The organism is Amycolatopsis sp. WAC 04182 (assembly GCF_003947465.1).
In the GTDB taxonomy this organism is placed as follows: Bacteria; Actinomycetota; Actinomycetes; order Mycobacteriales; family Pseudonocardiaceae; genus Amycolatopsis.
The window spans coordinates 340,843-364,165 of record NZ_QHJJ01000004.1 but is presented as its reverse complement, the minus strand read 5'-3'; the positions used below and the strand labels follow the sequence as shown (position 1 = coordinate 364,165).

22 protein-coding genes are annotated in these 23,323 nt (G+C 69.1%); 17 read left to right on the top strand and 5 right to left on the bottom strand.

Going from position 1 to position 23,323, the window contains the following annotated elements; genetic code table 11:
* Positions 1-3: 3 nt before the first annotated feature.
* The 6 genes from DMH01_RS21930 to DMH01_RS21905 all read left to right on the top strand — a co-directional run bounded on the left by DMH01_RS21930 (position 4) and on the right by DMH01_RS21905 (position 4,480).
* Positions 4-1,200, top strand: a complete 1,197-nt coding sequence (locus tag DMH01_RS21930; RefSeq protein WP_125679134.1) for a glycosyltransferase family 4 protein — start codon at positions 4-6, stop codon at positions 1,198-1,200.
* Positions 1,187-1,813 (top strand): DapH/DapD/GlmU-related protein, encoded by a 627-nt coding sequence (locus DMH01_RS21925; protein ID WP_125679133.1) that lies wholly within the window; start codon positions 1,187-1,189, stop codon positions 1,811-1,813. Before DMH01_RS21930 ends, DMH01_RS21925 begins: the two co-directional genes overlap by 14 nt.
* A gap of 163 nt (positions 1,814-1,976) precedes the next feature.
* Complete coding sequence (locus DMH01_RS21920) at positions 1,977-2,513, top strand: Uma2 family endonuclease (RefSeq protein WP_125679132.1); 537 nt, start codon at positions 1,977-1,979, stop codon at positions 2,511-2,513.
* 76 nt (positions 2,514-2,589) lie between these two features.
* A complete protein-coding gene (locus DMH01_RS21915; RefSeq protein WP_125679131.1) occupies positions 2,590-3,156 on the top strand; it encodes a copper resistance CopC family protein in 567 nt (188 codons plus the stop codon).
* A gap of 71 nt (positions 3,157-3,227) precedes the next feature.
* On the top strand, positions 3,228-3,737 hold the full coding sequence (locus tag DMH01_RS21910; RefSeq protein WP_125679130.1) for a SigE family RNA polymerase sigma factor: 510 nt from the start codon (positions 3,228-3,230) through the stop codon (positions 3,735-3,737).
* Positions 3,734-4,480 (top strand): hypothetical protein, encoded by a 747-nt coding sequence (locus DMH01_RS21905; RefSeq protein WP_125679129.1) that lies wholly within the window; start codon positions 3,734-3,736, stop codon positions 4,478-4,480. The genes DMH01_RS21910 and DMH01_RS21905 overlap by 4 nt, the downstream gene beginning before the upstream one ends.
* Position 4,481: 1 nt before the next feature.
* Here the strand turns inward: DMH01_RS21905 and DMH01_RS21900 are convergent, their stop codons facing one another.
* Positions 4,482-5,441 (bottom strand): Gfo/Idh/MocA family protein, encoded by a 960-nt coding sequence (locus DMH01_RS21900; RefSeq protein ID WP_125679128.1) that lies wholly within the window; start codon positions 5,439-5,441, stop codon positions 4,482-4,484.
* On the bottom strand, positions 5,438-6,544 hold the full coding sequence (locus DMH01_RS21895; protein ID WP_125679127.1) for a DegT/DnrJ/EryC1/StrS aminotransferase family protein: 1,107 nt from the start codon (positions 6,542-6,544) through the stop codon (positions 5,438-5,440). Before DMH01_RS21895 ends, DMH01_RS21900 begins: the two co-directional genes overlap by 4 nt.
* 157 nt (positions 6,545-6,701) lie before the next feature.
* Here DMH01_RS21895 and DMH01_RS21890 point away from each other — a divergent pair, with 157 nt between their 5' ends.
* The 7 genes from DMH01_RS21890 to DMH01_RS21860 are packed head-to-tail and all read left to right on the top strand — an operon-like array spanning position 6,702 to position 13,098.
* Entirely contained in the window at positions 6,702-7,433 is a 732-nt protein-coding gene (locus DMH01_RS21890) for a UDP-N-acetylglucosamine acyltransferase (RefSeq protein ID WP_125679126.1), read from the top strand.
* Positions 7,434-7,443: 10 nt separating this feature from the next.
* Positions 7,444-7,683 carry an acyl carrier protein gene (locus DMH01_RS21885; protein ID WP_034309750.1) on the top strand — a complete coding sequence of 80 codons (240 nt, stop codon included), beginning with the start codon at positions 7,444-7,446 and terminating at the stop codon, positions 7,681-7,683.
* The gene (locus DMH01_RS21880) at positions 7,683-8,408 is read left to right on the top strand and encodes an SDR family NAD(P)-dependent oxidoreductase (protein ID WP_199745586.1); all 726 of its coding nucleotides are present in this window, start codon (positions 7,683-7,685) and stop codon (positions 8,406-8,408) included. The genes DMH01_RS21885 and DMH01_RS21880 overlap by 1 nt, the downstream gene beginning before the upstream one ends.
* Positions 8,408-9,805, top strand: coding sequence for an AMP-binding protein (locus DMH01_RS21875; RefSeq protein WP_125679124.1), 1,398 nt, complete (start codon positions 8,408-8,410; stop codon positions 9,803-9,805). The genes DMH01_RS21880 and DMH01_RS21875 overlap by 1 nt, the downstream gene beginning before the upstream one ends.
* A complete protein-coding gene (locus tag DMH01_RS21870) occupies positions 9,802-10,854 on the top strand; it encodes an acyl-protein synthetase (protein WP_125679123.1) in 1,053 nt (350 codons plus the stop codon). Before DMH01_RS21875 ends, DMH01_RS21870 begins: the two co-directional genes overlap by 4 nt.
* Entirely contained in the window at positions 10,851-12,092 is a 1,242-nt protein-coding gene (locus tag DMH01_RS21865) for an acyl-CoA reductase (RefSeq protein WP_125679122.1), read from the top strand. The genes DMH01_RS21870 and DMH01_RS21865 overlap by 4 nt, the downstream gene beginning before the upstream one ends.
* A gap of 34 nt (positions 12,093-12,126) precedes the next feature.
* Positions 12,127-13,098 carry a lysylphosphatidylglycerol synthase transmembrane domain-containing protein gene (locus DMH01_RS21860; RefSeq protein ID WP_125679121.1) on the top strand — a complete coding sequence of 324 codons (972 nt, stop codon included), beginning with the start codon at positions 12,127-12,129 and terminating at the stop codon, positions 13,096-13,098.
* 133 nt (positions 13,099-13,231) lie between these two features.
* Here DMH01_RS21860 and DMH01_RS21855 read toward each other — a convergent pair whose 3' ends face one another.
* Positions 13,232-15,169, bottom strand: a complete 1,938-nt coding sequence (locus DMH01_RS21855) for a DUF6541 family protein (protein ID WP_125679120.1) — start codon at positions 15,167-15,169, stop codon at positions 13,232-13,234.
* A gap of 260 nt (positions 15,170-15,429) precedes the next feature.
* Between DMH01_RS21855 and DMH01_RS21850 the strand changes: the two genes are divergently transcribed.
* Genes DMH01_RS21850 through DMH01_RS21840 form a run of 3 tightly spaced genes read left to right on the top strand, consistent with a single transcriptional unit; the run spans position 15,430 to position 19,270 of the window.
* Positions 15,430-17,040, top strand: coding sequence for a hypothetical protein (locus DMH01_RS21850; protein ID WP_125679119.1), 1,611 nt, complete (start codon positions 15,430-15,432; stop codon positions 17,038-17,040).
* The gene (locus DMH01_RS21845; protein WP_125679118.1) at positions 17,037-18,482 is read left to right on the top strand and encodes a hypothetical protein; all 1,446 of its coding nucleotides are present in this window, start codon (positions 17,037-17,039) and stop codon (positions 18,480-18,482) included. The genes DMH01_RS21850 and DMH01_RS21845 overlap by 4 nt, the downstream gene beginning before the upstream one ends.
* Positions 18,483-18,535: 53 nt before the next feature.
* On the top strand, positions 18,536-19,270 hold the full coding sequence (locus DMH01_RS21840; protein WP_125679117.1) for a 1-acyl-sn-glycerol-3-phosphate acyltransferase: 735 nt from the start codon (positions 18,536-18,538) through the stop codon (positions 19,268-19,270).
* On the opposite strand, the gene DMH01_RS21835 is transcribed toward DMH01_RS21840, so the two are convergent.
* Positions 19,267-20,082, bottom strand: coding sequence for an HAD family hydrolase (locus tag DMH01_RS21835; protein WP_233621633.1), 816 nt, complete (start codon positions 20,080-20,082; stop codon positions 19,267-19,269). The genes DMH01_RS21840 and DMH01_RS21835 overlap by 4 nt on opposite strands.
* A gap of 66 nt (positions 20,083-20,148) precedes the next feature.
* Here DMH01_RS21835 and DMH01_RS21830 point away from each other — a divergent pair, with 66 nt between their 5' ends.
* Positions 20,149-21,042, top strand: coding sequence for an LLM class flavin-dependent oxidoreductase (locus DMH01_RS21830; protein WP_125679116.1), 894 nt, complete (start codon positions 20,149-20,151; stop codon positions 21,040-21,042).
* A gap of 265 nt (positions 21,043-21,307) precedes the next feature.
* Here DMH01_RS21830 and DMH01_RS21825 read toward each other — a convergent pair whose 3' ends face one another.
* A complete protein-coding gene (locus DMH01_RS21825) occupies positions 21,308-23,317 on the bottom strand; it encodes a DUF6541 family protein (RefSeq protein ID WP_125679115.1) in 2,010 nt (669 codons plus the stop codon).
* Positions 23,318-23,323 lie beyond the last annotated feature (6 nt).

Here is a 23,323-nt window from a genome sequence, read left to right as displayed (position 1 = left end):
CCCATGCGCATAGCTGTCGTCAACAACTTCTTCCCGCCGAGGGTGGGGGGAAGCGCGCACATGGCGGCGTCCCTGGCCGAGCAGTACGCGTCGCGCGGGCACGAGGTGCTCGCGATCACCGCCGCCTACGCCGACGCCCCGGCCGACGAGACGAAGGACGGCTACCGCGTCGTCCGCCTGCCCGCGGTGAAGATGCCGCAGCTGGGCCTGTCGATCGACTTCGACATGAGCTTCGCCTCGCTGCGGCCGGGGAACTGGCGGCGGCTGTGGAAGCTGCTGGACGAGTTCAAACCGGACGCCGTCCACCTGCACGGGCAGTTCTTCGACCTGTCGTGGCTGGCCGGGCTGTACGCGCGGCGGCACAAGCTGCCGATGCTGCTGACCATCCACACGCTGCTGATCAGCGACAACAAGCTGTACGGCGGCGTGTTCCGGTTCCTGGACAAGGTCCTGGTGAACCCGATCCTGCGCTACCTCAAGCCGCGCTACGTCATCCTCGACAAGCTCGGGGTCGACTACTGCGTCGAGCGCTACGGCACCAGTGACGCGAACTCGGACTACTTCCCGATCGCCGTCGACACCGGGAACTTCGAGAAGCCGCTGACGAAGGACGTCCGGGAGGAACACGATCTCGGCGACGGCCCGGTGATCGTCTCGCTCGGGCACGTGATCCCGCTGCGCAACCGGCTCCCGCTCGTCGAGGCGCTGCCGTCCATTTTGGACAAGCACCCCGGCGTGAAGGTGGTCGTCGTCGGCCGCGTCTACCACGACGTCTTCCTGAAGCGGGCGGAAGAACTCGGCGTCGCGGACGCCATCATCGTCACCGGCGCCGTACCGAAGGCCGACGTCCCCGCGTACTTCGCCGCCGCCGACATCGTCACGCACGACCTCAATGGCGGCTGCGGCACCGCGTCGCTGGAGGCGATGCTTTCGGGCACCGCGACCATCGCGTCGGTCACCGAGGACAACTACCCGGGCATCGAACTGCGCAACGGCGAGAACATCCTGCTGGTGCGGCCGGACGACAGCGAGGCGGTGGCGAACACCGTCATCGACCTGCTCGACGACCCGGAGAAGCGGGCTTTGGTGGCACAGCGGGAAAGCGCGATGGTGCGGGCCAACTTCGGCCTCGACGTCGTCGCCGAAGAACACCTGCGTACCTTCGAGAAACTGGTGACCGAGGCCGATGTTCTTCGATGACGAGCGCAGCAACCGCCTGCGCCCGCAGATCCTGACCGAACTCGTCTCGCAGTACATGAACGACGCCGAGCGCGCGAAGTTCTACGGACTGCCGGAGTCGACGAGGGTCCGCGAACGGGTCAAGATCATCAGCCCGGAGAACCTGAAGATCGGCGAACACTGCTGGATCGGCGAAGGCGCGGCGCTCGACGCGAGCGGCGGGCTGGAGATCGGCGAGCACACCAGCATCGGGCTCAACACGCTGATCTTCACGCATTCCAGCTGGCTCGCGAACATGACGCTGCAGAACCACTCCGGCAGCGACCTCATCGAACGCAAACCCGTGAAGATCGGCAAAGGCTGCTTCATCGGCGGCCTCGTCGTGATCATGGCGGGCGTCACGATCGGCGATTTCGCCACCGTGCAGCCGAATTCCGTGGTCGCCAAGGACGTCCCGCCGCGCACCCTGGTCGCGGGCAACCCCGCGCGCGTGTTCCAGAAGTACGACGACGAGTACATCCAGTCCGAAGTGGAGCGTGTCCGCGCCGAAAACGCGCGGCGGCGGGCGCTGGCGGAGGAACGTGGGGACGCGACGGGGTCTTGGGGCGCCCCGGCAGGCGACTTCACGGAGTAACTCGGAGGCGTTCGGCGAGGGTGTCGCGAAAGCCACTTTCGCGACGTCTGACGTCCCGAAAGTGGCTTTCGCGACACGGCTCCGCGCGTCCGCAAGCGCACGGTCGTCGATCACTGTGACGAGTGGTGAATTCTCACTCGAGTCCGCAGTACGCTCGGTGCCGATGACTCAGGTGACCCTCGACAAGTGGGCGGCCATGCCCCGGAATCGGGCCGAAGTGGCCGGTGGTGTCCTGGTCGCGGCACCCTTGCTGGACACCTGGCACCAACTGGCGGTCACGCGGCTCGCATACCGGCTGGACGAGTGCCTTCCGGATCTGGTCGCCCTCGCCAGAGTCGAACTGCTGCTCGCTGAAGAGCCGTTGACCATTCGCGTACCGGACGTCCTCGTCACGAGCTTGACCGAGCTGAATGTCCGCAGGGCGTCGCCGACGGACGTGCGGTTGGTCATCGAGGTGCTGTCCGAGGGCACCGTCCGTACCGACCGGGTCACCAAGTTCTCCGAATACGCCGAAGTCGGCATCGAGCACTACTGGATCGTCGACCTCGAAGACCCGGCGAGCATGACCACCTACCGTCTGATTGATGGCGAGTACGAGAACTTCGGCGAGCACACCGGCAAGGTGAGCCTCGACTTCGACGGCACCCCGCTCACCCTCGACCTCGACGCGCTGACCACTCGCCACGCGCAGCGCCCCTGAACGACCGGGAACCACCGCACCGCCGAGCCCGACTACTAGGCTCGACGGGGAGTTCCCCGGGTGAGAAGGGTGTCAGATGAGGTTCAAGCGGTTCGGCGCGTCGTTGCTGGTCACCGGGTTGGCCCTGCTGGGCGCCGCGTCCCCGGCACTGGCCCACTCGGAGCTGAAGAGCAGTGACCCGGCGAGGGGCGCTTCGCTGGCGACGCCGCCGACGCAGATCAAGCTGACCTTCTCGGGGCCGGTCACCCTCGCCGACGACAACCCGATCCAGATCACCGGCCCCGAGAACGCGTCGTGGACGGTCGGCCGGGCGGAGGTCGCCGGAACGGTCGTCACGGCGCCGGTCAAGGCCGTCGGGCCCGCGGGCGAGTACACCCTCCGCTACAAGGTGACCTTCGACGACTCGCACGCTTCGAGCGGCTCGGTGAAGTTCAACCTCAGCGCCCCGGCGGCCGCCCCGAGCAGCCAGAGTCAGCCGAGCAGCCAGGCTCCCGCCCCGGCGAGCAGCGCCAGCCCGGCGCCGCAGGCAGGCGAGACCACTCCCGAGGACCTGGTGCCGTCCTGGGTGTGGATCGTCCTCGCGGTCGCCGTGGTCGCGGCCGGTGTGGTCGTCGCGCTCCGGTTCACTCGTCGGAAGGACTGAGGCTTCACGGAACGCCAGCGGCCGAGGCAACCTTTCAGGTGGTCAACCGTCGAACGGAGATGAGGACCAGGGTGGCTCGCGGCGATGACGAGTTCGTCGAGTTCGTGCGGAACTCCGCGACGCGTCTTCAGCATGCCGCCTACCTGCTCACCAGCGACCGTCATCAGGCCGAGGACGCCACCCAGACGGCGCTCGCGAAAACGTATGCGGCCTGGTCGCGGGTACGCCGCAAGGACGCCTACGCGTACGCGCGGCAGGTCCTCGTCAACCATGTCATCGACGGCTGGCGGCGCCCGATCCGCGAGAACGCGACGGAGGACATCCCCGAGCAGCCGAGCGGCTTGGACGTCGCCGGCGCCGTTGTCCAGCGGAAATGGCTCCTTGACGCCTTGCGTACGCTCACAGACCGGGAGAGAGCCGTCGTGGTGCTCAGGCACTTCTTCGACTTGAAGGAATCCGACGTGGCCGGCGAACTGGGTGTCTCGATCGGCACCGTGAAGAGCACCAATTCCCGCGCCCTGACCAAGCTGCGGATCACCGCGGAGGACGGAACGGAACTGATCGGGGGGCTGGGACGATGACCGACCTCGAGACGCTGCGTTCGGCATTGCGGGAACCGCCCGCCGAGGACTTCGCCGAGCCCGACCTCGGCGCGATCATGACCAAGGGCAGGCGGATCCGCCGTCGCCGTCGCCTCGCGACCGGCGCGGGCGGGGTCGCCGCCACGCTGGTGACGGTGCTGGTCATCGTCGGCGCGGTCGCGCTCAGGGGCTCGTCCTCCTCCGAACAGCAGCCGCTTCCGCCCGCCGCGAGCGCGCCCGCGTCCGTGCCGATGCCGCCACCGGTCCCGGCGCCGACGATCACCGCGGCTCCGGCGGAGGCGCCCTTCGGCAAGGCGATCCCGCTCGGGATCAAGGGTGAAGGTGGCCGTGAGCTGGTGATCCACGCCTTCGCGATCGACGAGCCGCAGATGCCGGACGTCAAGTTCGGCCTGCAGGTCGCGTACCGGAACGGGGACGGTGACTACGACGCGCTCCTGGCCGCCAACGAGTTCAAGGGGTCCGACCGGTCGTTCGGCTTCCACGCCGTGGACGGCGGTGACCTGATCCGGGGCACGTTCGTGCCCGTGTTCGGCTACTTCGCCGGTCCGGCGGCGCGGGTCACCAGCACCGTCCGCGGGAAACCGGTCGAGGCCAAGGCCGTCCCGTGGAGCGAGGACCCGTCGGTCGTCATCTTCTGGTTCGACCCGGGCCAGGTGGAGTCGCCGTACGTGCTGACCCCCCTCATCGCGTACGACGCGAGGGGCCAGCGCCTCACCAAATGAATCAGGCCGCGGCCTGCGTCAGCACCTGATCGACGACGGCGTGCGACGGCAGGATCAGGTCCCGCTCGGTGTCGGCGTCGACCTTGCCTTCGAGCAGGTCGACGAACCGGTCCAGCTGCGTCGCGAGCGGCTCGCGAGCGGTGACCAGTTCCGGGATCTCGATGACGGTCTGCTGCCGGTAACCGAGCCCGTCCGGGGTGACCGAGTCGTGCGAGACGTGCCGGTAGATGGTGACGTCGCGGCGGAGCAGGTCGATCTCGATCATGCGGTCCAGTTCGGACACCCAGAGCGAGCGGACCTTGCGCTGGCCGAGGCGGGACGCGGAAACCGTGGCCAGCCCGGACTCGAACGACAGCACCGTCTCGATGGTGTCTTCGGCGCCTTCGACCGAGTTCGGGTGGAAGTAGCCCGCGCCGGAGGCGACCCGCTGCGGGGTCGCGCCGCCGAAGAACTGGATCGCCAGGTCGACGTCGTGGACCAGCAGGTCCCACGCGACACCGGTCTTGATCCGCGGCGCGTACGGGCCGTGGCGGCGGGCCATCAGGTGGATCGGCTCGTTGACCAGCGCCCGCGCGGTCATCACGGCCGGGTTGTACCGCTCCAGAAGCCCGCACATCAGCGGGACGTCCTTCTTCGCCGACAGCCCCACGATCTCCTGGGAGAATTCGAAGCTGTTGCACACCGGCTTCTCGACCAGCATCGGCTTGCCCTGGCCCAGGATCTCCTGCGCCAGCTCGTAATGCACCTCGGTGGCCGAAGCGAGCACGACGGCGTCCACATCGGACAGTGAGCCGATTTCGGGCGCCCACCGGGTTTCGTAGCGGTCGGCGACCTCGCGGCCTGCCTCTTCGCGCGGGTCGATCACGCGGACGAGGTCCACGCGTTCGTTCGCGGCGAGGACACGGGCGTGCAGCGAACCCATGTTCCCCGTGCCGATGAGGGCGATCTTGTGGGCGGTCATGCGCCGAGTGCCTCACGGACGGTTTCGATGATGGTGTCCAGATCGGACTCGGAAAGGTACGGGTGCACCGGTAGTGAAAGCGCCTGCGTGATGACGGTCGAGGCCACCGGGAAGTCCTCGACACGCGCGTCGGGGATCAGTGGATGGTTTCGGTAGCACTCGTAGTCGAAGACGATCTTCGGGTAGTAGATCCCGTTACCGATGCCCTTTTCGGTGAGGGCGGCGGCGAGTTCGTCACGCGAGAGGAAGGCATGCGGGCCGACCAGCACGGTGTACTGGTGCCATACGTGTTCACGGCCCGGCAGGACCCGCGGTACGTCGAGGCCCGGGGTGCCGGCGAGCCCCTCGGAGAGGCGCTTCGCGTTGGCCTGGCGTGCTGCGGTGAGCTGGTCCAGCTTCTCCAGTTGCGGGATGCCCACGGCGGCGTGCAGGTCGGTCATCCGGTAGTTGTGCCCGGCGACCTCGTACTGGTACCGGGCACGCATGCCCTGGTTACGCAGCACACGCAGGCTGTCGGCCAGCTTGTCGTCGTCCGTGGTGATCATGCCGCCCTCGGCGGTGGTCACATTCTTGGTGGCGTACAAGGAGAAGCAGCCGATCCCGAAGGAGCCGGCCTGTTTGCCCTGGAACGACGCGCCGACGGCTTGCGCCGAGTCCTCGATGACCTGGAGGCCGTGCTCGGCCGCCAGTGGCGCGAGCTTGCCCATGTCCGCGGTCTGCCCGTAGAGGTGCACGGGCATGAGGACCTTGGTGCGGTCGGTGATCGCGGCGGCCACGGCGTCCGGGTCGATCGCGAAGTCGTCGCGCCGGATGTCGGCGAAGCGGACGGTCGCGCCGGCTTCCAGGATGGCGTTCAGCGTCGCCACGAAGGTGAACGGAGAGGTGATGACCTCGTCACCCGGCTGAAGACCGAGCGCCTGGATGGCGGCGACCAGCGCGGTGGTGCCGTTGTTGACGGCGATCGCGTGTTTCGTGCCGGAAACGTTCGCGAACGCGTCCTCGAAGCGCTTCACCATCGGTCCCTGTGCGATGACCCCGGATCGGAGCACCTCGACGACGAGGTCCTCCGCGTCACGGACGTCGACCACGGTAATGGGGATCATCTGCAAGTCTCTCTCGACGGGGCGTTCAGGTGCGTCCGGTACGGTGAGCTGCCGTTTCTGCGCCCGGCTGCCCGCGCTGGCGCGCGCCACACGTTACCGGGACCGCCGAAGCGCCCAAGACCCCAGGCTGCCTCCAGCCACGACGAACGGAACTCACGTGGTGAACCGCATCCACCCGGCAGCAGTCATCGGCGAGGGTGTCGAGCTCGGCGAGGACAACGTCATCGGACCGTTCACGGTCATCGTGGGCCCCACGCGGATCGGCGACGGCAACTGGATCGGCCCGCACGTGACCATCGGGACCCCGGGTGAGGATCGCGGCCGCGAGCACCCCGTCGCCTGGGAGTCCGCGCCGGACGGTGATCCCGATCACGACGGCCACGGCGTCGTCATCGGCAGCCGGAACCGGATCCGCGAGTACGTCAGCGTCCACCAGGGCACCTGGCGCACCACCTCCATCGGCGACGGCGGCTACTTCCTCCGCGGGAGCCACATCGCCCACGACTGCATTGTCGAGGACGCCGTCACGGTCGCTTCGAACGTCATCACCGGCGGCCACTGCCATATCTGGTCCGGCGCGAACCTGGGCATGGGCGCGATCCTGCACCAGCGGGTCGTCATCGGCCCCGGCGCGATGGTCGGGATGAGCTCCGCGGTCCGCAAGGAAGTGGGCGCGTTCACCATCGCCGTCGGCAACCCCGCGCGGGTGACCGGCGTCAACACCGTGGGCCTGTCCCGCCGAGGCCTGGACGAGGCCGCCATCGAGGCGCTGGGGCCGTGGCTGAAGGGTAAGGCCGGTCTCCCTGAGGACGGGCTGGCCGACCGGCTGCCCGGCGACCTCTCTACCTTGGTGAAGGCGTGGGACGCCCGTCCACGCGACGAGCACTAGGAGTACGGACATGGCGGAAGTCGCCGGCAAGCTGCGTGAGGTCTTCGTCGAGGCGCTGGACCTCGATGGCGACGTCGACGTCGAAAACCTGAAGTACCGCGACATCGAGGCCTGGGACTCGGTCGGTCACATGGCGCTCGTCGCGGCCATCGAGGACGAGTTCGATGTGGAGTTCGACACCGACCAGGTGATCGACATGTCCAGCTTCAAGGTCGCCGTCGACATGGTGACCGACCTCCAGTCCAAGTGATGCTCGAAGGCAGGATCGCCCTGGTCACCGGCGGTACCCGGGGCATCGGGCTGGCCACCGCGCGGGCGCTCGCCGAGGCGGGCGCCACCGTCGTCCTGACCGGCCGTGACGAGGCGAAGGCCAAGGAAGCGGCGGCAGCGGCGGGGGCCGCGAGCGGGCTCGCCCTGGACGTCACGGACGCCAAGGCCGTGTCGACGCTGGTCCGCGGCGTGGCCAAGGAGCACGGCAAGCTCGACATCGTGGTCGCCAACGCCGGGATCATGGAGGACGCGCTCCTCGGCATGATCCGCGAGGAACTGGTCGACACCACGCTGAGCACCAACGTCGCCGGCACGCTGCACACCGTCCAGGCCGCGGCCAGGGCGATGATGCGCAAGAAGACCGGATCGATCGTGGTGCTGGCCTCGATCGTCGGCGAGCACGGAAGCGCCGGTCAGACGGTGTACGCGGCCTCGAAGGCGGCGGTGGCGAACATCGCGCGTTCGGCCGCGAAGGAGCTCGGCCGGTCCGGGATCCGGGTCAACGCGGTGGCGCCCGGCGTCATCGACACCGACCTGACCTCGGGCCTGACCGAGGACGCCAAGGCCGAGAACATCGGCAAGACCCCGCTCGGGCGGCTCGGCACGCCCGAAGACGTGGCGAACGCGATCCGGTTCCTCGTCAGTGATGACGCTTCGTTCATCACCGGGCAGGTGCTGGGCATCGACGGAGGCTTGGTTCTCTAATGACCCTTCTGGGTGTGGGTGCGCGACTGATCGACGTCACGAGCGGCAGGACGCTCGAGGGCGAGGAACTCGACACCGAGGTCACCCGCGTGGGTGCCGCGTTGTCGCTGCTGCCGCCGGGCGCGCTGTTCGCGCGGATGTCGGTGGACCTCCCCAGCGTCCTGAACTACCTCGGCGCGTTCGAGGCAGGCCGTGCGATCGCGTTGATCGACCCGGCGCTGGACGCCGACGTCCTGGCGGGGCTCATCGAGCGGTTCCGCCCGGCCGCGGTGCTGTCCGCGCCGGACGCGCCCGCCCCCGAGGGTTACGGCGTTTCCGACGGGCACTGGGTCCGGAAGTCCGCCGAAGGGGTCGAGCCGCATCCGCATCTCGCGGTCCTGCTGCCGACCAGCGGTTCCACCGGCAACCCGAAGCTGGTCCGGCTCGCGCGCGGCGCGATGTTGGCGAACGCCGACGCGATCGCCGAGGTGCTCGGCATCGACCGTCACGAGATCGCGCCGACCAGCCTCCCGCTGCACTACAGCTACGGCCTGTCCGTGCTGAACTCGCATCTCGTCCGCGGCGCGACCGTGGTCATCGAGCCGTCGGGCGTGCTCGGACGCGGGTTCTGGGACGCGGTCAACGAGCACAAGGTCACCTCGCTCGCCGGCGTGCCGTACCACTACGAGATGCTGCGCCGTCTCAAGTTCGACCCGGCGAAGTACCCGACGCTGCGCACGCTGACCCAGGCGGGCGGCAAGCTCCGCGACGACCTCGTCGCCCAGTTCAACGACAAGATCCGCGAGGTCGGCGGCCGGATGTTCGTCATGTACGGACAGACCGAGGCCGCGCCGCGGATGACCACTGTCCCGGCGGAACGGCTCGCGGAGAAGCTCGGTTCGGCCGGGCCCGCGCTGCCAGGCGGCTCCTTCGCCATCCGGCGCGAGGACGGTTCCGAGACCACGCATCCGAAGATCGTCGGCGAGGTCGTCTACCGCGGGCCCAACGTGATGATGGGATATGCCGAGGACGAGGCGGGGCTGGCCGCGGGCGACGAATACGGCGGCGTGCTGGCCACCGGCGACCTCGGGTACCTCGACGAGGACGGGTTCCTCTACATCACCGGACGCCTCAAGCGGATCGGCAAGGTCTTCGGCAACCGGGTCAGCCTGGACGATCTCGAGCACGCCGTGCGTTCCGCTTCGGTGGGGATCGACGTCGTGGCCGCCGTCCCGGCCGGGGACAAGGTCGTCCTGTTCGCCGAGGCGGCCGACAAGGACATCTGCAAGGACGCCGCGAAGGCGCTGTCCGAGCGGCTCCACCTGCACACCAGCGGGTTCGACGTCCGCCCGATCGACACCGTGCCGCTGCTGGCCAGCGGTAAGATCGACTACCGGTCGCTGGAGGCCCAGGTATGAGTGTGTTCACGCTTTCGCAGGCTGAGCGCGAGAAGCACCTGCTTCCACAGCTCGCCGAACTCACCGCGCACCACCGCGAGAACTCCGAGGGGTACGAGCGCATCCTGTCGTCGCTCGGCATCGCGCGGGACGCGGAGTTCGCCTCGATCGCGGACCTGCCGTGGCTGCCGGTGCGGATGTTCAAGACGCACGACCTGCGCAGCATCCCCGAGTCCGAGATCTTCAAGACCCTGACCTCGTCGGGCACCACCGGCGCGGGCGCGTCGCGGATCTACCTGGACAAGGCCGCGGCCGGCGCGCAGACCAAACAGCTCGGCGCCACGCTGCAGGAGGTCCTCGGCGGCGAGCGGCTGCCGATGCTGATGGTCGACACCATCGGCATCATCAAGAACCGCCGTTCGTTCTCCGCGCGCGGCGCGGGCGTGCTGGGCATGGCCAACTTCGGCCGCAAGCACACCTACGTGCTCGACGAGAACGACCAGCCGGACGTCGAGGCGGTCAAGACGTTCCTGGCGACGTACGGCGACAAGCCCTTCCTGATCTTCGGCTTCACCTTCATGGTGTGGCAGTACCTGTACGAAGTCGCGCGTGAGCACGAGCTGGACCTGTCCAACGGGATCCTGATCCACTCCGGCGGCTGGAAGAAGCTGATCGACCGCGCGGTGGACAACACCGAGTTCCGCCGCCGGTTCAAAGAGGACACCGGGCTCACCCGGATCCACAACTACTACGGGATGATCGAGCAGATCGGCACCGTGTTCCTCGAAGGCCCGTCCGGGAACTCGTTGTACTGCCCCGATTTCGCCGACGTGGTGATCCGGAACCCGGAGACCTGGGAAGAGCAGCCCGTCGGCGAGCCCGGCGTGATCGAGGTCGTCAGCACACTGCCACGTTCGTACCCGGGGCACGTCCTGCTCACCGAGGACCTCGGTGTCTACAACGGAATCGACGACGGCGACTGGCCGGGCAAGCATTTCTCGGTCATGGGCAGGCTGCCCAAGGCCGAGGCCCGCGGCTGCTCGGACACCTTCCAGGGAGCGGCGGCATGAGCCTGAACCAGCGTTTTCCGCTCGCGGACACGATCGAGGTCGACAAGCTCGTCGAAGAGCTGCGTGCCGAGCCTGCCGGCGGTCGGCTGCGGGTGGGCGACCCGCGTGTCGTCGAGTTCCTGACGAAGTTCGCGCGCAAGCTGCTCGCCCCCGCGACGGCACGCCGCTTCCCGGAGCTGGCGTCGCTCGGTTTCTTCCTGCGCAAGGGAGAAATCGCCAAGGCGCTGTCCACTTTGGAGACTTCCGGTGACGCGCTGCGCTTCCCGCGCGGGCTCGTCTTCCACGTGCCGCCCGCCAACGTCGACACGATCTTCGTGTACTCGTGGGCGCTTTCCGCGCTCGCGGGTAACCACAACGTCGTCCGGGTGTCGTCGCGTTCGGCCGGTGCGGCGGAAATGGTGCTGGAGGCACTGAACGCCGCACTGTCCGAAGTGGACGCCGACACGGCCGCCGCGATCACCGCGACGCAGCGCATGGTCACCTACGACCGCAGCGACGCGATCAGCGGTGCGCTCTCGGTCGCCGCGGATCTGCGGGTCATCTGGGGCGGCGACGCCTCGGTCGCCGCGTTGCGCAAGTACCCGCTGGCGCCGCACGCGCGTGACCTGACCTTCCCGGACCGGTCGTCGTTCGCGGTCGCGTCGGTGCGCGGCTGGCAGAAGGCCTCCGAGGCCGAACGCCGCGGCGCGGCCGAGGGCTTCTACAACGACTCGTACTGGTTCGACCAGGCCGCCTGCTCGTCGCCGCGCGCGGTGTTCTGGGTCGGCGACGAGGACGGCGCCCGGGAAGCCGGGCAGGAGTTCCGGAAGCTGCTCGCCGAGGTGCTGGCGACGAAACAGCACGTCACCGAGCCTGCCATGGCCGTGCAGAAGCGGGTTTCCGCGTACGGCGCGGCCGTCGACGGGCTCGTCAACGGCATCGAGTTCCAGGGCAACGGCATCGCGACGCTGGAGCTGGCCGACCCCGCGATCCTGCCGCGCGAATGGCTCGGCGCGGGCACTTTCGCCAACGCGCGGGTCGACACGCTTTCCGACCTCGTCCCGATCGTGCTCCGCAAAGATCAAACCGTCGGTCAATTCGGCTTCATCAAAGAAGAATTGACCGAATTCGTGACGGAATTGGCGGGCCGCGGCGTCGACCGTGTCGTTCCTTTCGGCTCGGCCCTGACGTTCTCCGCGATTTGGGACGGCTACGATCTGCTGACGGAGTTCAGCCGCTTGGTGACCGTGCAGGCCTGACCTGCGGTTACGAGGTAGCAGCAGAGGAGGTTCAGTGACGACCGTCGAAACGCCCGAGGAGGAGTCTTCGGTTGCGGTAAAACAACCGAAATCCACCAAGGCGAAGATCCTCGACGTCGTCCGCTGGGTCGCCATCCTGCTGGTCGTCGGTTTCGCGGCGAAGACCCTGGTCACCAATTGGGGTGAATTCTGGCGGACCTTGTCCGAGGTCGCGTGGGAATCCTCCACCTTGAGCCTGCTCGCGCTCATCGCCGCGATCATGGTGTCGACCTACGGCTGGCAGGTCATGGTCGACGACCTCGGCAAGCCGATCGGCTACGCCCGCGGCGCGCAGATCTGCCTCGTCGGCTCGCTCGGCAAGTACGTGCCGGGTTCGGTGTGGGCGTACCTGCTGCAGATGGAGCTGGGCCGCAAGGCCGGGCTCGCCAGGGCGCGGATCTTCACCGGCTCGCTGATCCAGCTCGGCGTCGGTGTGGTGTCCGCGCTGGTCGTCTCGCTGCTCGCGGCACCCGCGGTGTTCAGCAACAGCCCGCGGGCGCTGTGGCTGTTCGTGCTGATCCCGGTCGGCCTGGCGATGCTGCACCCGCGGGTCCTCACCTGGGGCACGTCGCTGGTGCTGCGGATCCTGCGCCGTCCGCCGCTGGACCACCGGCTGAGCTGGTCGGTCGTCGGGAAGGTCTTCGGTTCGTCGACCGCCGCCTGGGCGCTCCAGGGTGTGCACCTGTGGCTGCTGGCGAACTCCGTCGGCACGCCCGGGTTCAGCGGGTTCGTGCTGTGCGTCGGCGCGATGGCCGTCGCGATGACCGTCGGGACGTTCGCGTTCATCCTGCCCAGCGGGGTCGGCGTCCGCGAGGTCGCGCAGGTCGCCGTGCTGACCGCGTCGGGCCTCACCGTCGTCCAGGCGACGGCGTTCGCGATCGCCTCCCGGGTCATGTTCACCGTCGCGGACCTGATCACCGCCGGCGGCGCCGCCCTCTCGGCCCGCCTCGTCACCTCCCGCGGTTAGTCCTCTCTTGAGGGAGCCTGGCGCCCTCAAGGGGGCCTTCACTGCATGTGGGGAAAGTCCCCTTCAGCACAGATCGTGCGCTCCTCGTGGATGGCTTTCGCGACACGGCTCCGGCATCACGCCACCTCCCGCCTCAGGGGTTGAGCCGGTAGATGACAGCGTCGGCGTTGCGGTACACCTCGGTCACGAAGTCCAGCCCGTCCAGGTCGCGCAGCCCGGCCTGGCGCGGGGCGCCCGTCGGGTAGCCGTACTGCCCGAGGATCACCCACCGCACGTTCAGCCGCGCTACCGCCGCCCGCACCTGGGCGTTCAACGGGTACTCGCGGAAATGCCACTCCAGCAGCCGCGCGTCCGACGGCGACAGCGTCTCGTCGAAATGCCCGGAAGTCGTGCGGACGCCGGAGAGCGCGTAGGTCCACACCGTCCCGTCCAGCCGGTCGTTCAGCGCGCGCTCGCCGGGTTTCGCGAACTCGGCGAGCTTCTCCATCGCGACGACCTCGTCCGGGCTCACCGGCAGCTTGTGCGGATCGACATCGGGAGTGTTCGCGTAGCCGGGCGCGACCTTGTCCGCGTTGGACGGCGCGTAGAAACCGTTGCTCAGGAAGGCGAACGTGCCGAACACCACCAGCGCGACGGCGAACGCGGGCACCTTCCGGTGCGCCACGTTGTCCCGGAGCCACGCCTGCGTTTCGGCGAGGCCGTGCGCCGCGATGATCGCCAGCGGGATCGCCGCCATCGACATGAACCGGTACGGGTCGTTCCACCACGGCCGTGACAGCGCCAGCACGAGCGGCTGCTCGGACGACGTGACCGCGATGTAGGCGAACCCGGTGATCAACGCCGTGACGCCGATCCAGCGCAGCCCGCCCAGCCGCGAGAAGAAGATGAAGCCCAGCAGCAACGCGGCCGAAAGCCAGACCTGCGGATACGGCTCGTGGTGCTGGAAGCCCAGCAGCGCGCCGAGCGCCGTCGTCGCCCGCCATTCGACCGGCCAGCTGCGGTAGGGCACCTCGCCGTTCGCGAGCCCGATCGCGCCGAACAGCTGGAGCCACGCCACGAGGATCGCGAGGACACCGACGATCGCCAGCGCGCGCAGGTCCCGGCCGATCCGCCGCCACCGTTCACCGGGCGCGATCCAGCGTTGCAGCAGGAGCGGGCCGGCGAACAGGATCGAGCCGAACAACGCGGACGAGTGCACGCACAGCAGTCCGACGGTGCTCGCCAGCAGCACGAAACCGGTGTCGGGCGCGGGCCGGTCGAGGTAGCGCTTCACCGCGACGGCGGCCAGCGGGGTCAGCGCGAGGCCGAGCAGGAACGGGAGCAAAGGTCCCCTGCTCATCGATTCGTACAGGCCCATCACCGGCGCGATGGAGACGAGCGCGGCCGCGCCCGCGAACACCGCGCGCCCCCGGAACACGCGCACCATCGTGACCAGCGACAACGCCAGCAGCGCGGGCAGCAGCGCGGTGTTCACGTCCAGCGTCAGCGGGATGGTCGCCGGGCCGAGCAGGTACATCACGGACGCGAGCAGGTGGTACGCGTTGGGGTAGAACACCGGCGCCGCGTCGCCGTACCAGTTGACCTCGCCGGTGCCGAACAGGCCGCCGTCCCCGGTTTCGGCGATCTGCCGGACCCCGTTGGCGTGATAGACGGCGTCGAAGCCCTGCGGGATGGCGTCCAGCCTGCCCATCCCGCGCACCACCGCGTACATCCCGACGGCGGCCGCGAGCAGCAGGCACGCCCCGACCGCGAGATGGCCGGACCGTCCCCACAGCGGTTCCTCGGGCGCGGGCGGCCATCGGCGCAGGGTGAGCCGCCGCAGGCCGTACGCGACTCCGGCGAACAAGGCCGTCGCCACCGCATACGTGACCGGGTTGAACGGGAGCCCGAGCGCGGCCGCCCACGGCCCGGCGAGGCCGCCGATGGCGTAACTCAGCAGCGGCGTCATCCCCGCCAGCACCCAGCCACGCAGGCCGGCGGCGAGTCCGGTGAGCAGACCGGGAAGGCCGAGGACGAGCAGCGCGACGCACAGCGTGATGACGTCGGCCGCCAGGGAGGTTTGGGTGGGCACGGGCTACCTCGGGTGGGGAATCCGCACAGAACCCCCGAGGTGCGGAACGGAATGGGAAGCCAGATTAACCGCCGGGGACCGTTACCCGAAGGAGTCACATCCGCACGGGCAAAACGGCGACCCGTTGCCTACTTTGTGCACACTTGCTGGCCCATTCGTGTCAATTGACTGCGCCGAAAGAAACAGACCGGCGCGGTGATCGATACTTGACCGTAGTCTTTCGGCAGGGGAGTGGCTCGGCCCGGGAGGGTGGGGATCAGGTGGTGATCGCGCTCGTCGTCGCCTGGATCCTGGTCGCGGTCTTCGTCCTGGTGGCCTGGCCCAAGATCAGCGCGGACAAGACCTGGCGCGCCTTCGCGCTGATGCTGACCCTCGGTTTCTCGCTGGTGCACCAGCTGATGTTTTCGACCATCGCGGAGGACGCGTACATCACCTTCCGTTACGTCCAGAACATCGCCGACGGCAATGGGCCGGTGTTCAACCCCGGCGAGCGGATCGAGGGTTACGCGAATTTCCTCTGGATGATCGTGGTCGCGTTGCCGAAGGCCGCATTCGGGGCCGACATCGAGACTTCCGCGATCGTGCTCGGCGTTCTCGCCACGCTCGGCGCCGTCCTGCTCGCCCATGTGACGGTGAACCGCGTGGTCGCGCGGGCGGCCGGTGAGGCGCGCCCGGCCTATGGCGTGGCCGCCGCGGTGCTGGTCGCGGGCGCCGGGGGCCTCGCCGCGTACGGCGGATCGGGCACCGAGACGCCGTTGTTCGTGCTGCTCGTGCTCGGTGTCTTCGCCTCGCTCGCGGCCCGGCGGCCGGTGGTCGCCGGGGTGCTCGTCGCCTTCGCGATGATGACGCGCCCGGCGGGGCTCCTGTTCGCGGTCCTGGTCGGGATCTGGCTGGTCGCCGCCGCCGCGCGCGGCCGCTACACCTGGTGGTCGCCGGTGGGCTGGCTGCTCGGCGGGCTCGTCTTCGCGGCGCCGTGGATCGCCTGGCGGGTGACCTACTACGACCATGTCCTGCCGACGTCGGCCATCATCCCCTTCGATCTCGGCCTCCCCGCCCGGATCGACGGCGGGTGGCGGTATCTCTCGGGGTTCTCCCTGGTCCACCAGGGATTCCTGCTGCTCGGCCTGATCTCGGTGGTGGCCCTGCTGCTGCGCCGCACCGGCCGGACGCCGCACGAGGCCGAGGCCAGGTCGCTGATCTGGCTGATGCTGGCCACCGCCGTCGCGCTCACCGGTTTCGTGGTCTTCTTCGGCGGCGACGCGGGGCCCGCCTGGCGGCTGCTGGCGCCGATCCCGCCGCTGCTGTCGGTGGCGGCGGTGTCCGTCTACGGCGTGCTCGTTTCCCCCGCGAAGCCGAGCCCGCGGCCGCGTCCGCCGGTCCAGCGGCTGATGCCCGCCGCCGCGGTGGCGTTGTCCGGGCTCGCGGTGCTGGTGTCGGTGTTCAGCCCGGAGATGCTCGCCCGAGTGCGCGCCTGGCACGACCACGGCGCGCAGATGGAGGAGATCGGCCGCTGGCTCGACGCCTATCTGCCACCCGGTTCGGTCGTGAGCACCTCCGCGCCCGGCGTGCTGTCGTACCACGCCGGGACGCAACTGCAGATCGTCGGTGTCCGGGGCCAGACCGAGGAAGCGGGCGAGGTCGTCGTCTCCCGGCGGCATCCGACGATCGCCGTCATCACCGACAGCGGTTACTCGGCGAAGCAGACTTGCGTGATCGACCCGGCGTACGCGGCCAGGTATCGCGTCGCGACCTTCGCGCGCGAAGGAACCTCGTCGTGGATCACGGTGTTCCTACGGGCGGACGTCGAGCGATCGGTCACGGCGGCCCTCGACCGCTCGCGCGATTTCCGCCACGTACCGTGCCCTTCGTGAGTGTCGACGAACGCGTTTCCCTGAGCCGGCCGGCAGCGCTCGAGGCTCGTTCCCGCCTGTTCGGCCTCGGTGTGTTCGCCGCCTCGCTCGCCGTGCTCCTGATCCGTTTCCTCGTGCCGCGGCCGATCGCGATATCCGACAACGGCGACGGTTTCCGCGTGCTGTGCGGCGCGGGCATCCCGTGGAAGGGCAAGCCGGAGGGGTTCGTCCACCTCGCCTACACCGTCCCGGCGGGCGAATGCGACGCCACCTATCTCCTGACCCAGAGCTGGTTCGCGCGGATCGCGCGGTCGATCGGCGGGCTGCTGGGCCTCGAATCGACGCTCAGCCTGGTCGTCCTCGGCGTGCTCACCAGCGTCCTCGCCGCCGCGGCGGTCGCGCTGATCGTCGTCGGCTTGCCGTACTCACGCCGCGTCCGTGGCTTCGCGGCCGTGGGGCTGCTGCTGGTCGTCGCCGACTCCGCGTTCTTCGGCTACTTCGCTTCGGTGCTCGGCGAGGGTGCCGCCTTCCTCGGTCTCCTGCTCGCCGTCGGCGGCTTGCTGGTCGCCGCGCGGCCCGGCTGGTGGCGCTACGCGGGACTCGCCGTGCTGCTCTTCGGCGGCCTGATCGCGGTGAACGCCAAGGTCCAGACGCTGATGATCCTGCCGCTGCTCGCGCTCGCCGCGCTGCTCGTCCGTCCGGCGGGCGTCCGCGGCTTGAAGCGCTGGCTCCCCGTGGTCTTCGTCATCGGCGCGCTCGCCGGCGGCACGGCCTACGCGCAGCAGACCGTCGAACCGGCGAAGCTGCCCGACGGCTCGCTCGCCGCGCGGCCGGGCGACGATTCGCGGGAGATCAACATGTTCAACACGATCTTCCTGACCATTGTGGACGGTCGGCACGACACCGGGGCCGACCTCGCCGCGCTGGGGCTGCCCGCCTCGTTCGGCCAGTACGCGGGCAACGGCTGGTGGCATCCGAAGCCCGCGACGCAGGACCCCGAGTACCCGAAGTACCGCGAACAGATCAGCAGGCGCAACGTCGTCGAGTACTTCGCGACGCACCCCTGGCGCACCGTCGAGATCCTGGACCGTGCGGCGGGTGATCTGCTCACCGCGCGGCCGCCCTACCTCGGCAGCTTCGACCGGTCGGCCGGCTTCGCCCCGGAGACACAGGAATACCGCGTCCCGATCGTTTCGACCGTGACGAAACTGTTGGCGCCACTGGGTTTCTTCGCCTTGCTGCCGATATGGGCCCTGATCGCCTGGCGTGGCTGGAAGACCCGGCGCGCCGCGCTGGGGGTCGTGCTGGGCTTCCTGCTCGCCGTCGCCGCCGGGCAGTTCGTCCTGGCCGCGCTGGGCGACGGCCTGGAGAACGTGAAGCACCAGGTGATCGCGCTGTACTGCACGGTGCTCGGCGTCGCACTGGCGCTGGTGACCTTCGCGCGTCAGGAACGCTCGGAGTGATGTGACCTACGCGACCGTAGGTTGGTTACCCTACGGTAGCGTAACCTGAACGAATGGCTGAGCTCGTTTACCCGCCCGTCATCATGGCGGCGAAGTTGATGTTCCGGGTGCTGGACAACCGCATCCGGGTGGAGGGGACCGAGCACATCCCGTCGACGGGCGGGGCGGTCATCGCCTGCAACCACGTGAGCTATCTCGACTTCATCTTCTGCGGGCTCGGCGCGCAGCCCGCGAAACGCCTGGTCAGGTTCATGGCGAAGAAGGAGATCTTCAGCAACCGCATCGCCGGACCGCTCATGCGCGGCATGCACCACATCTCCGTCGATCGCGGCGCGGGTCTCGCGTCGTACCGCGAAGCCGTCGATCGCCTGAAGGCCGGAGAGGTCGTCGGCGTGTTCCCCGAGGCCACGATCAGCCGGTCCTTCACCGTGAAGGACATCAAGTCCGGCGCTGTCCGGATGGCCGCCGAAGCGGGTGTCCCGGTCGTGCCGATGGCGCTGTGGGGCACGCAGCGGCTGTGGACCAAGGGCCGTCCGAAGGATCTCACGAAGCGCCACGTCCCGATCTCGATCCTCGTCGGCGAGCCGATGCACCCGAAGGCCGACGAGGACGCCGAAATCCTCTCGAAGGACCTTCGCGTGCGGATGTCCGCGCTCGTGGACCGCGTCCAAGCCGGCTACCCGGAGAAGCCGTCGTCCGACGACGAGCGCTGGTGGCTGCCCGCGCACCTCGGCGGCACCGCGCCGACACCGGAAGAAGCCGCGAAGCTCGACCGCGAAGGCCGCTAGAACCAGCGTTCGAGCACCTGCGCGACGCCGTCCTCGGAGTTCGGCGCGGTCACTTCGTCCGCGACGTCCAGCACGGAACGGTGCCCGTTGGCCATCGCGACGCCGTGCCCGGCCCAGCCGAGCATCTCGACGTCGTTCGGCATGTCCCCGAACGCGATCACGCGCTCGGCCGGGACTCCGAGCCGCTCGGCGACCTCGGCCAGCCCGGTCGCCTTCGTGATGCCGTGCGCGGCGATCTCGATCAGGCCGGTGTTGGTCGAGTAGGTGATGTCGACCGAGCCGTCGAGCACCTCGCGTGCCGCCCGCGCCATCTCGTCGGAGCTCATCCCGCGCCTGCTGATCAGCAGTTTGATCGCCGGATGCCCGAGCACCTCGGCCCGCGGCGCCTCGGTGCCCTCGTGGTTGCCCCACGGATTGTGGTAGTCCGGCTCGATCACGAAGTTGCGCATCTCCGGGTCGAGCGCGGACTCGCCGACCCGCTCCGCGGCGAACCGGCAGCCGGGGAGAGCGTGATCAAGAGCACTCACCGTGTCGTGCAGAACCTGGGGTTCCAGCAGGCCGTGGACCGCCACGATCCGGTCCGTCCCGATCTCGTACAGCACCGCGCCGTTCGCGCAGACCGCGTACCCGGTCAGGCCGAGCGGGGTCGCGATCGGCGCGATCCAGCGCGGCGGGCGGCCGCTGGCCAGCACGAACGGCACTCCGGCCTCGGCGACGCGGCGGACGACGTCAATCGTGCGTTCGGACAGGACCTCCAGCGGGCCGAGCAGGGTGCCGTCGACATCGGAGGCGATCAAGAGAGGCTTTTCCACCGGCACATCATCCCCGAAGATCCGCCCATCGGGCGAAGTGTCGGTCTGGACCAGTACCTTCCCGGTGTGCGCGTAGGCATCGTGATCCTTCCGGAAGATCGTTGGTGGGCGGCCGAGCCGAAATGGCGGGCCGCCGAGGAATACGGCTTCGACCACGCTTGGACGTACGACCACCTCGGCTGGCGGAACCTCGTCGACGGCCCGTGGTTCAGTGCGATGCCAACGTTGACGGCGGCCGCCATGGTCACGTCACGGATCAGACTGGGCACCTTCGTCGCCTCACCGGTCGCGCGGCACCCAGTGCCGTTCACCCGCGAGTTGACCACCCTCGACGACATCTCCGACGGCCGCTTCATCCTCGGCGTGGGCGCCGGAGTCCCGAACACCAACTACGACGCGACCGTCCTCGACGGCCCCGAACTGTCGGTCAAACAGCGCACCGACCGCTTCGCCGAGTTCGTCGAAGCGCTCGACGGGCTGCTGATGACCGACGGCTTCGACTTCGAGGGCGAGTACTACCGGGCCAAGGGCGCGCGGAACCAGCCTGGCTGCGTGCAGCGGCCGCGCTTGCCGTTCCTGGTGGCCGCGAACGGCCCGCGCACGATGACGCTCGCCGCGCGCTTCGGCGCGGGCTGGGCCACCACCGGCGTCAAGGCGGACACCCAGGACGAGTGGTGGAAGGGCGTCGCGGAACTCGTGAAGACCTTCGACGAGCGGCTCGACGTCGTGGGCAGGGACAAGGCGAGCGTGCAGCGGTTCCTCAGCCTCGACGCGGCGCCGGTCTTCTCGCTCTCCAGCGTGAGCGCGTTCACCGACGCCGCCGGGCGGGCCGGGGAACTCGGCTTCACCGACATCGTCACTCACTGGCCGCGGTCCGGGGACTACTACGTCGGCCGTGAGTCGACCCTCGAAGAGGTCGCCGGCGACGTACTCCCGGTACTCCAGGGAAGAAGTTCTTAGGCCGATCGGGTGACGTTGGCGGGGCCGGTAAACCGGTTCCGCCCCCTGGTCGTCTGACAGACAAGTACAGCGAGTGGGCGCGGCCGGTGACGGCTGCCCCTCATGGGTCACCCCGGGGGTGAATGGGGGACTGAGGCTCGCGTGGTCGCGGCAGGGGCAGTCCGCGACCACGCGAGCCTTTTCCGTAGGGGGCCGAAAGCGTCCTTCACCGCATGCGACGCGGCGAAGGGCGCTTTCACCACGTCACATGCGGTGAAAGCGTCCTTCAGCGCGTCAGGGTGTAGATCGAAGCGCCCGCGTTGGAGAAGTCCTTCCGCAGGAAGCCCAGACCGTCCAGATCCCGCAGCCCCGGTGCCGGCGGCTCACCGATCTTGATCGGGGTGCTCCCGATCAGCACGTGCTTGATGTTCAGCCGCCGCACCGCGGCCCGCACCTCGGGGTCGGTGTCGTAGTCGCGGAAGTGCAGCGCCAGGTACTTCGCGTCCGGCGGTGGCACGCCCGGGTCGTAGTGCCCGGCGACCGGATGGATACCGGTGATCGCGTACAGCCAGGCCGTCCCGTCGAAGCGCTCGTTGAGCACCTTCTCGTCCGGTCCGATGTTCATCTTGGTCAGCTCGTTCATCGCGGCGAGCTCGTCGGCGCTGACCGGCGGCGTGACCTCGCCCTCGGGCCCGTTGTAGTACAGGAACGACACCGCGTGCGCGTTCGACTCGGTGTAGAAGCCCTTGGTCAGCACGGCCGACGCGGCCACGATGAACACGGCGGTCGCCAGCCCCAGCCGGGCGGGCAGCGCGGGACGGCTCTTCACCCAGGAGCGCCCGCTCGCCCACTTCGCGAACCAGCGCTGCAGCTCCGCCATGCCGTGCCCGGCCAGCAGGCACAGCGGGATCGCGGCGAGCGCCATCAGGCGGTACCGATCGTTCCACCACGGCCGCGACAGCGAGATCACCCACGGCTCGGCGCCGAACGACGCGACCAGCACGAACAGCGCCGAGAAGCCGATCGCCGAGAGACCGACCCAGCGCATCCGGCCGAGCCGGAACAGGCTGAGCACGCCGATCACCAGCAGCACCGTCAGCCACACCTGCGGGGCGCTCAGCACCTGCCGGAACGTCACCAGCAGCCCGAGCGACTTCACGACCGGCAGGTCGGAGCCCCACGCGTAATAAGGGTATGAACCCGAAGTGAATTTCAGGGCGCCGAGGATGTGCGGCGCCGCGAGCAGGCCGCTGCCCACCATCACCGGCACCATCTTGACGACGTCGCCGCCGATCACCCGCCAGCCGCCACGGCCTTCCGGCACCCCGTCGAGCGGTTTGTGCCGCAGCGCGCGGTACCAGCGCTGCACCACCAGCGGGAAGGCGAACAGCAGCGCGCCGAACAGCGCCGACGAGTGCGCGGCCAGCAGGCCGACCGCGGTCAGCGCGAGCACGTAGCCGGTGTCGAAGCCGGGCCGCGCGAGGAAGCGGGCCAGCGCGACCACGGCCAGCGGCGTCAGCACGATCCCGAGCGCGAACGGCAGCAGCCCGCTGGACACCGACTCGTACGCGCCGGTGGTGGCCGCCGCGGCCACCAGGGCCGTGCAGCCCGCGAACACCGCCCGCCCGCCGAGCTGGCGGATCAGCGCGACCATGGACAGCGCGAAGACGCCGGCGACCGGCATGGTGATGGCGTTGAGCGTGACCGGGATCGTCGTGCCCGAAATCGAGTACACGAGCGAGCCAACCAGGTGATACGCGTTCGGGTAGAACGAGCCGTCCGGGTACCAGTTGACGGTGCCCATCCCGGTCAGCGAGCCGTCGCCGGTCTCGGCGATGTAGCGGATGCCGTTCGCGTGGAACACGGTGTCCCAGCGCTGGAACACCGCCGTCGTCCCGCCTCGGGCCGAGAGCACCACGAGGATCGAGATCCCCACGGCCAGCGCGACGCAGGCCGCGACGGCGTAATGCGCGCGCGGGTGCCACTTCGTCGGAGGTTCCTCGGCGCCCGGCTTGATCCAGCCGCGCGCCTGCCCCAGCTTCCGCAGGCCGAAGCCGATCCCGGCGAGCACGGCCGTGACGCCCGCCACGGTCAGCGGGTTGTACGACACACCGGCGAGTGCCAGCCACGGACCGGCCAGTCCGGTTACCGTGTAGGACAGCAGCGGGGCCAGGCCCGCCAGGGCCCAGCCACGCAGGCCCGCGGCCCGGCCGACGAGCCCGCCAGGGACCGCCAGGACGGCCAGGTAGGTGAGGGTCGCACCGAAGTACGACCAGAAGGTGTCCGGAGTAGGCACTGCTTC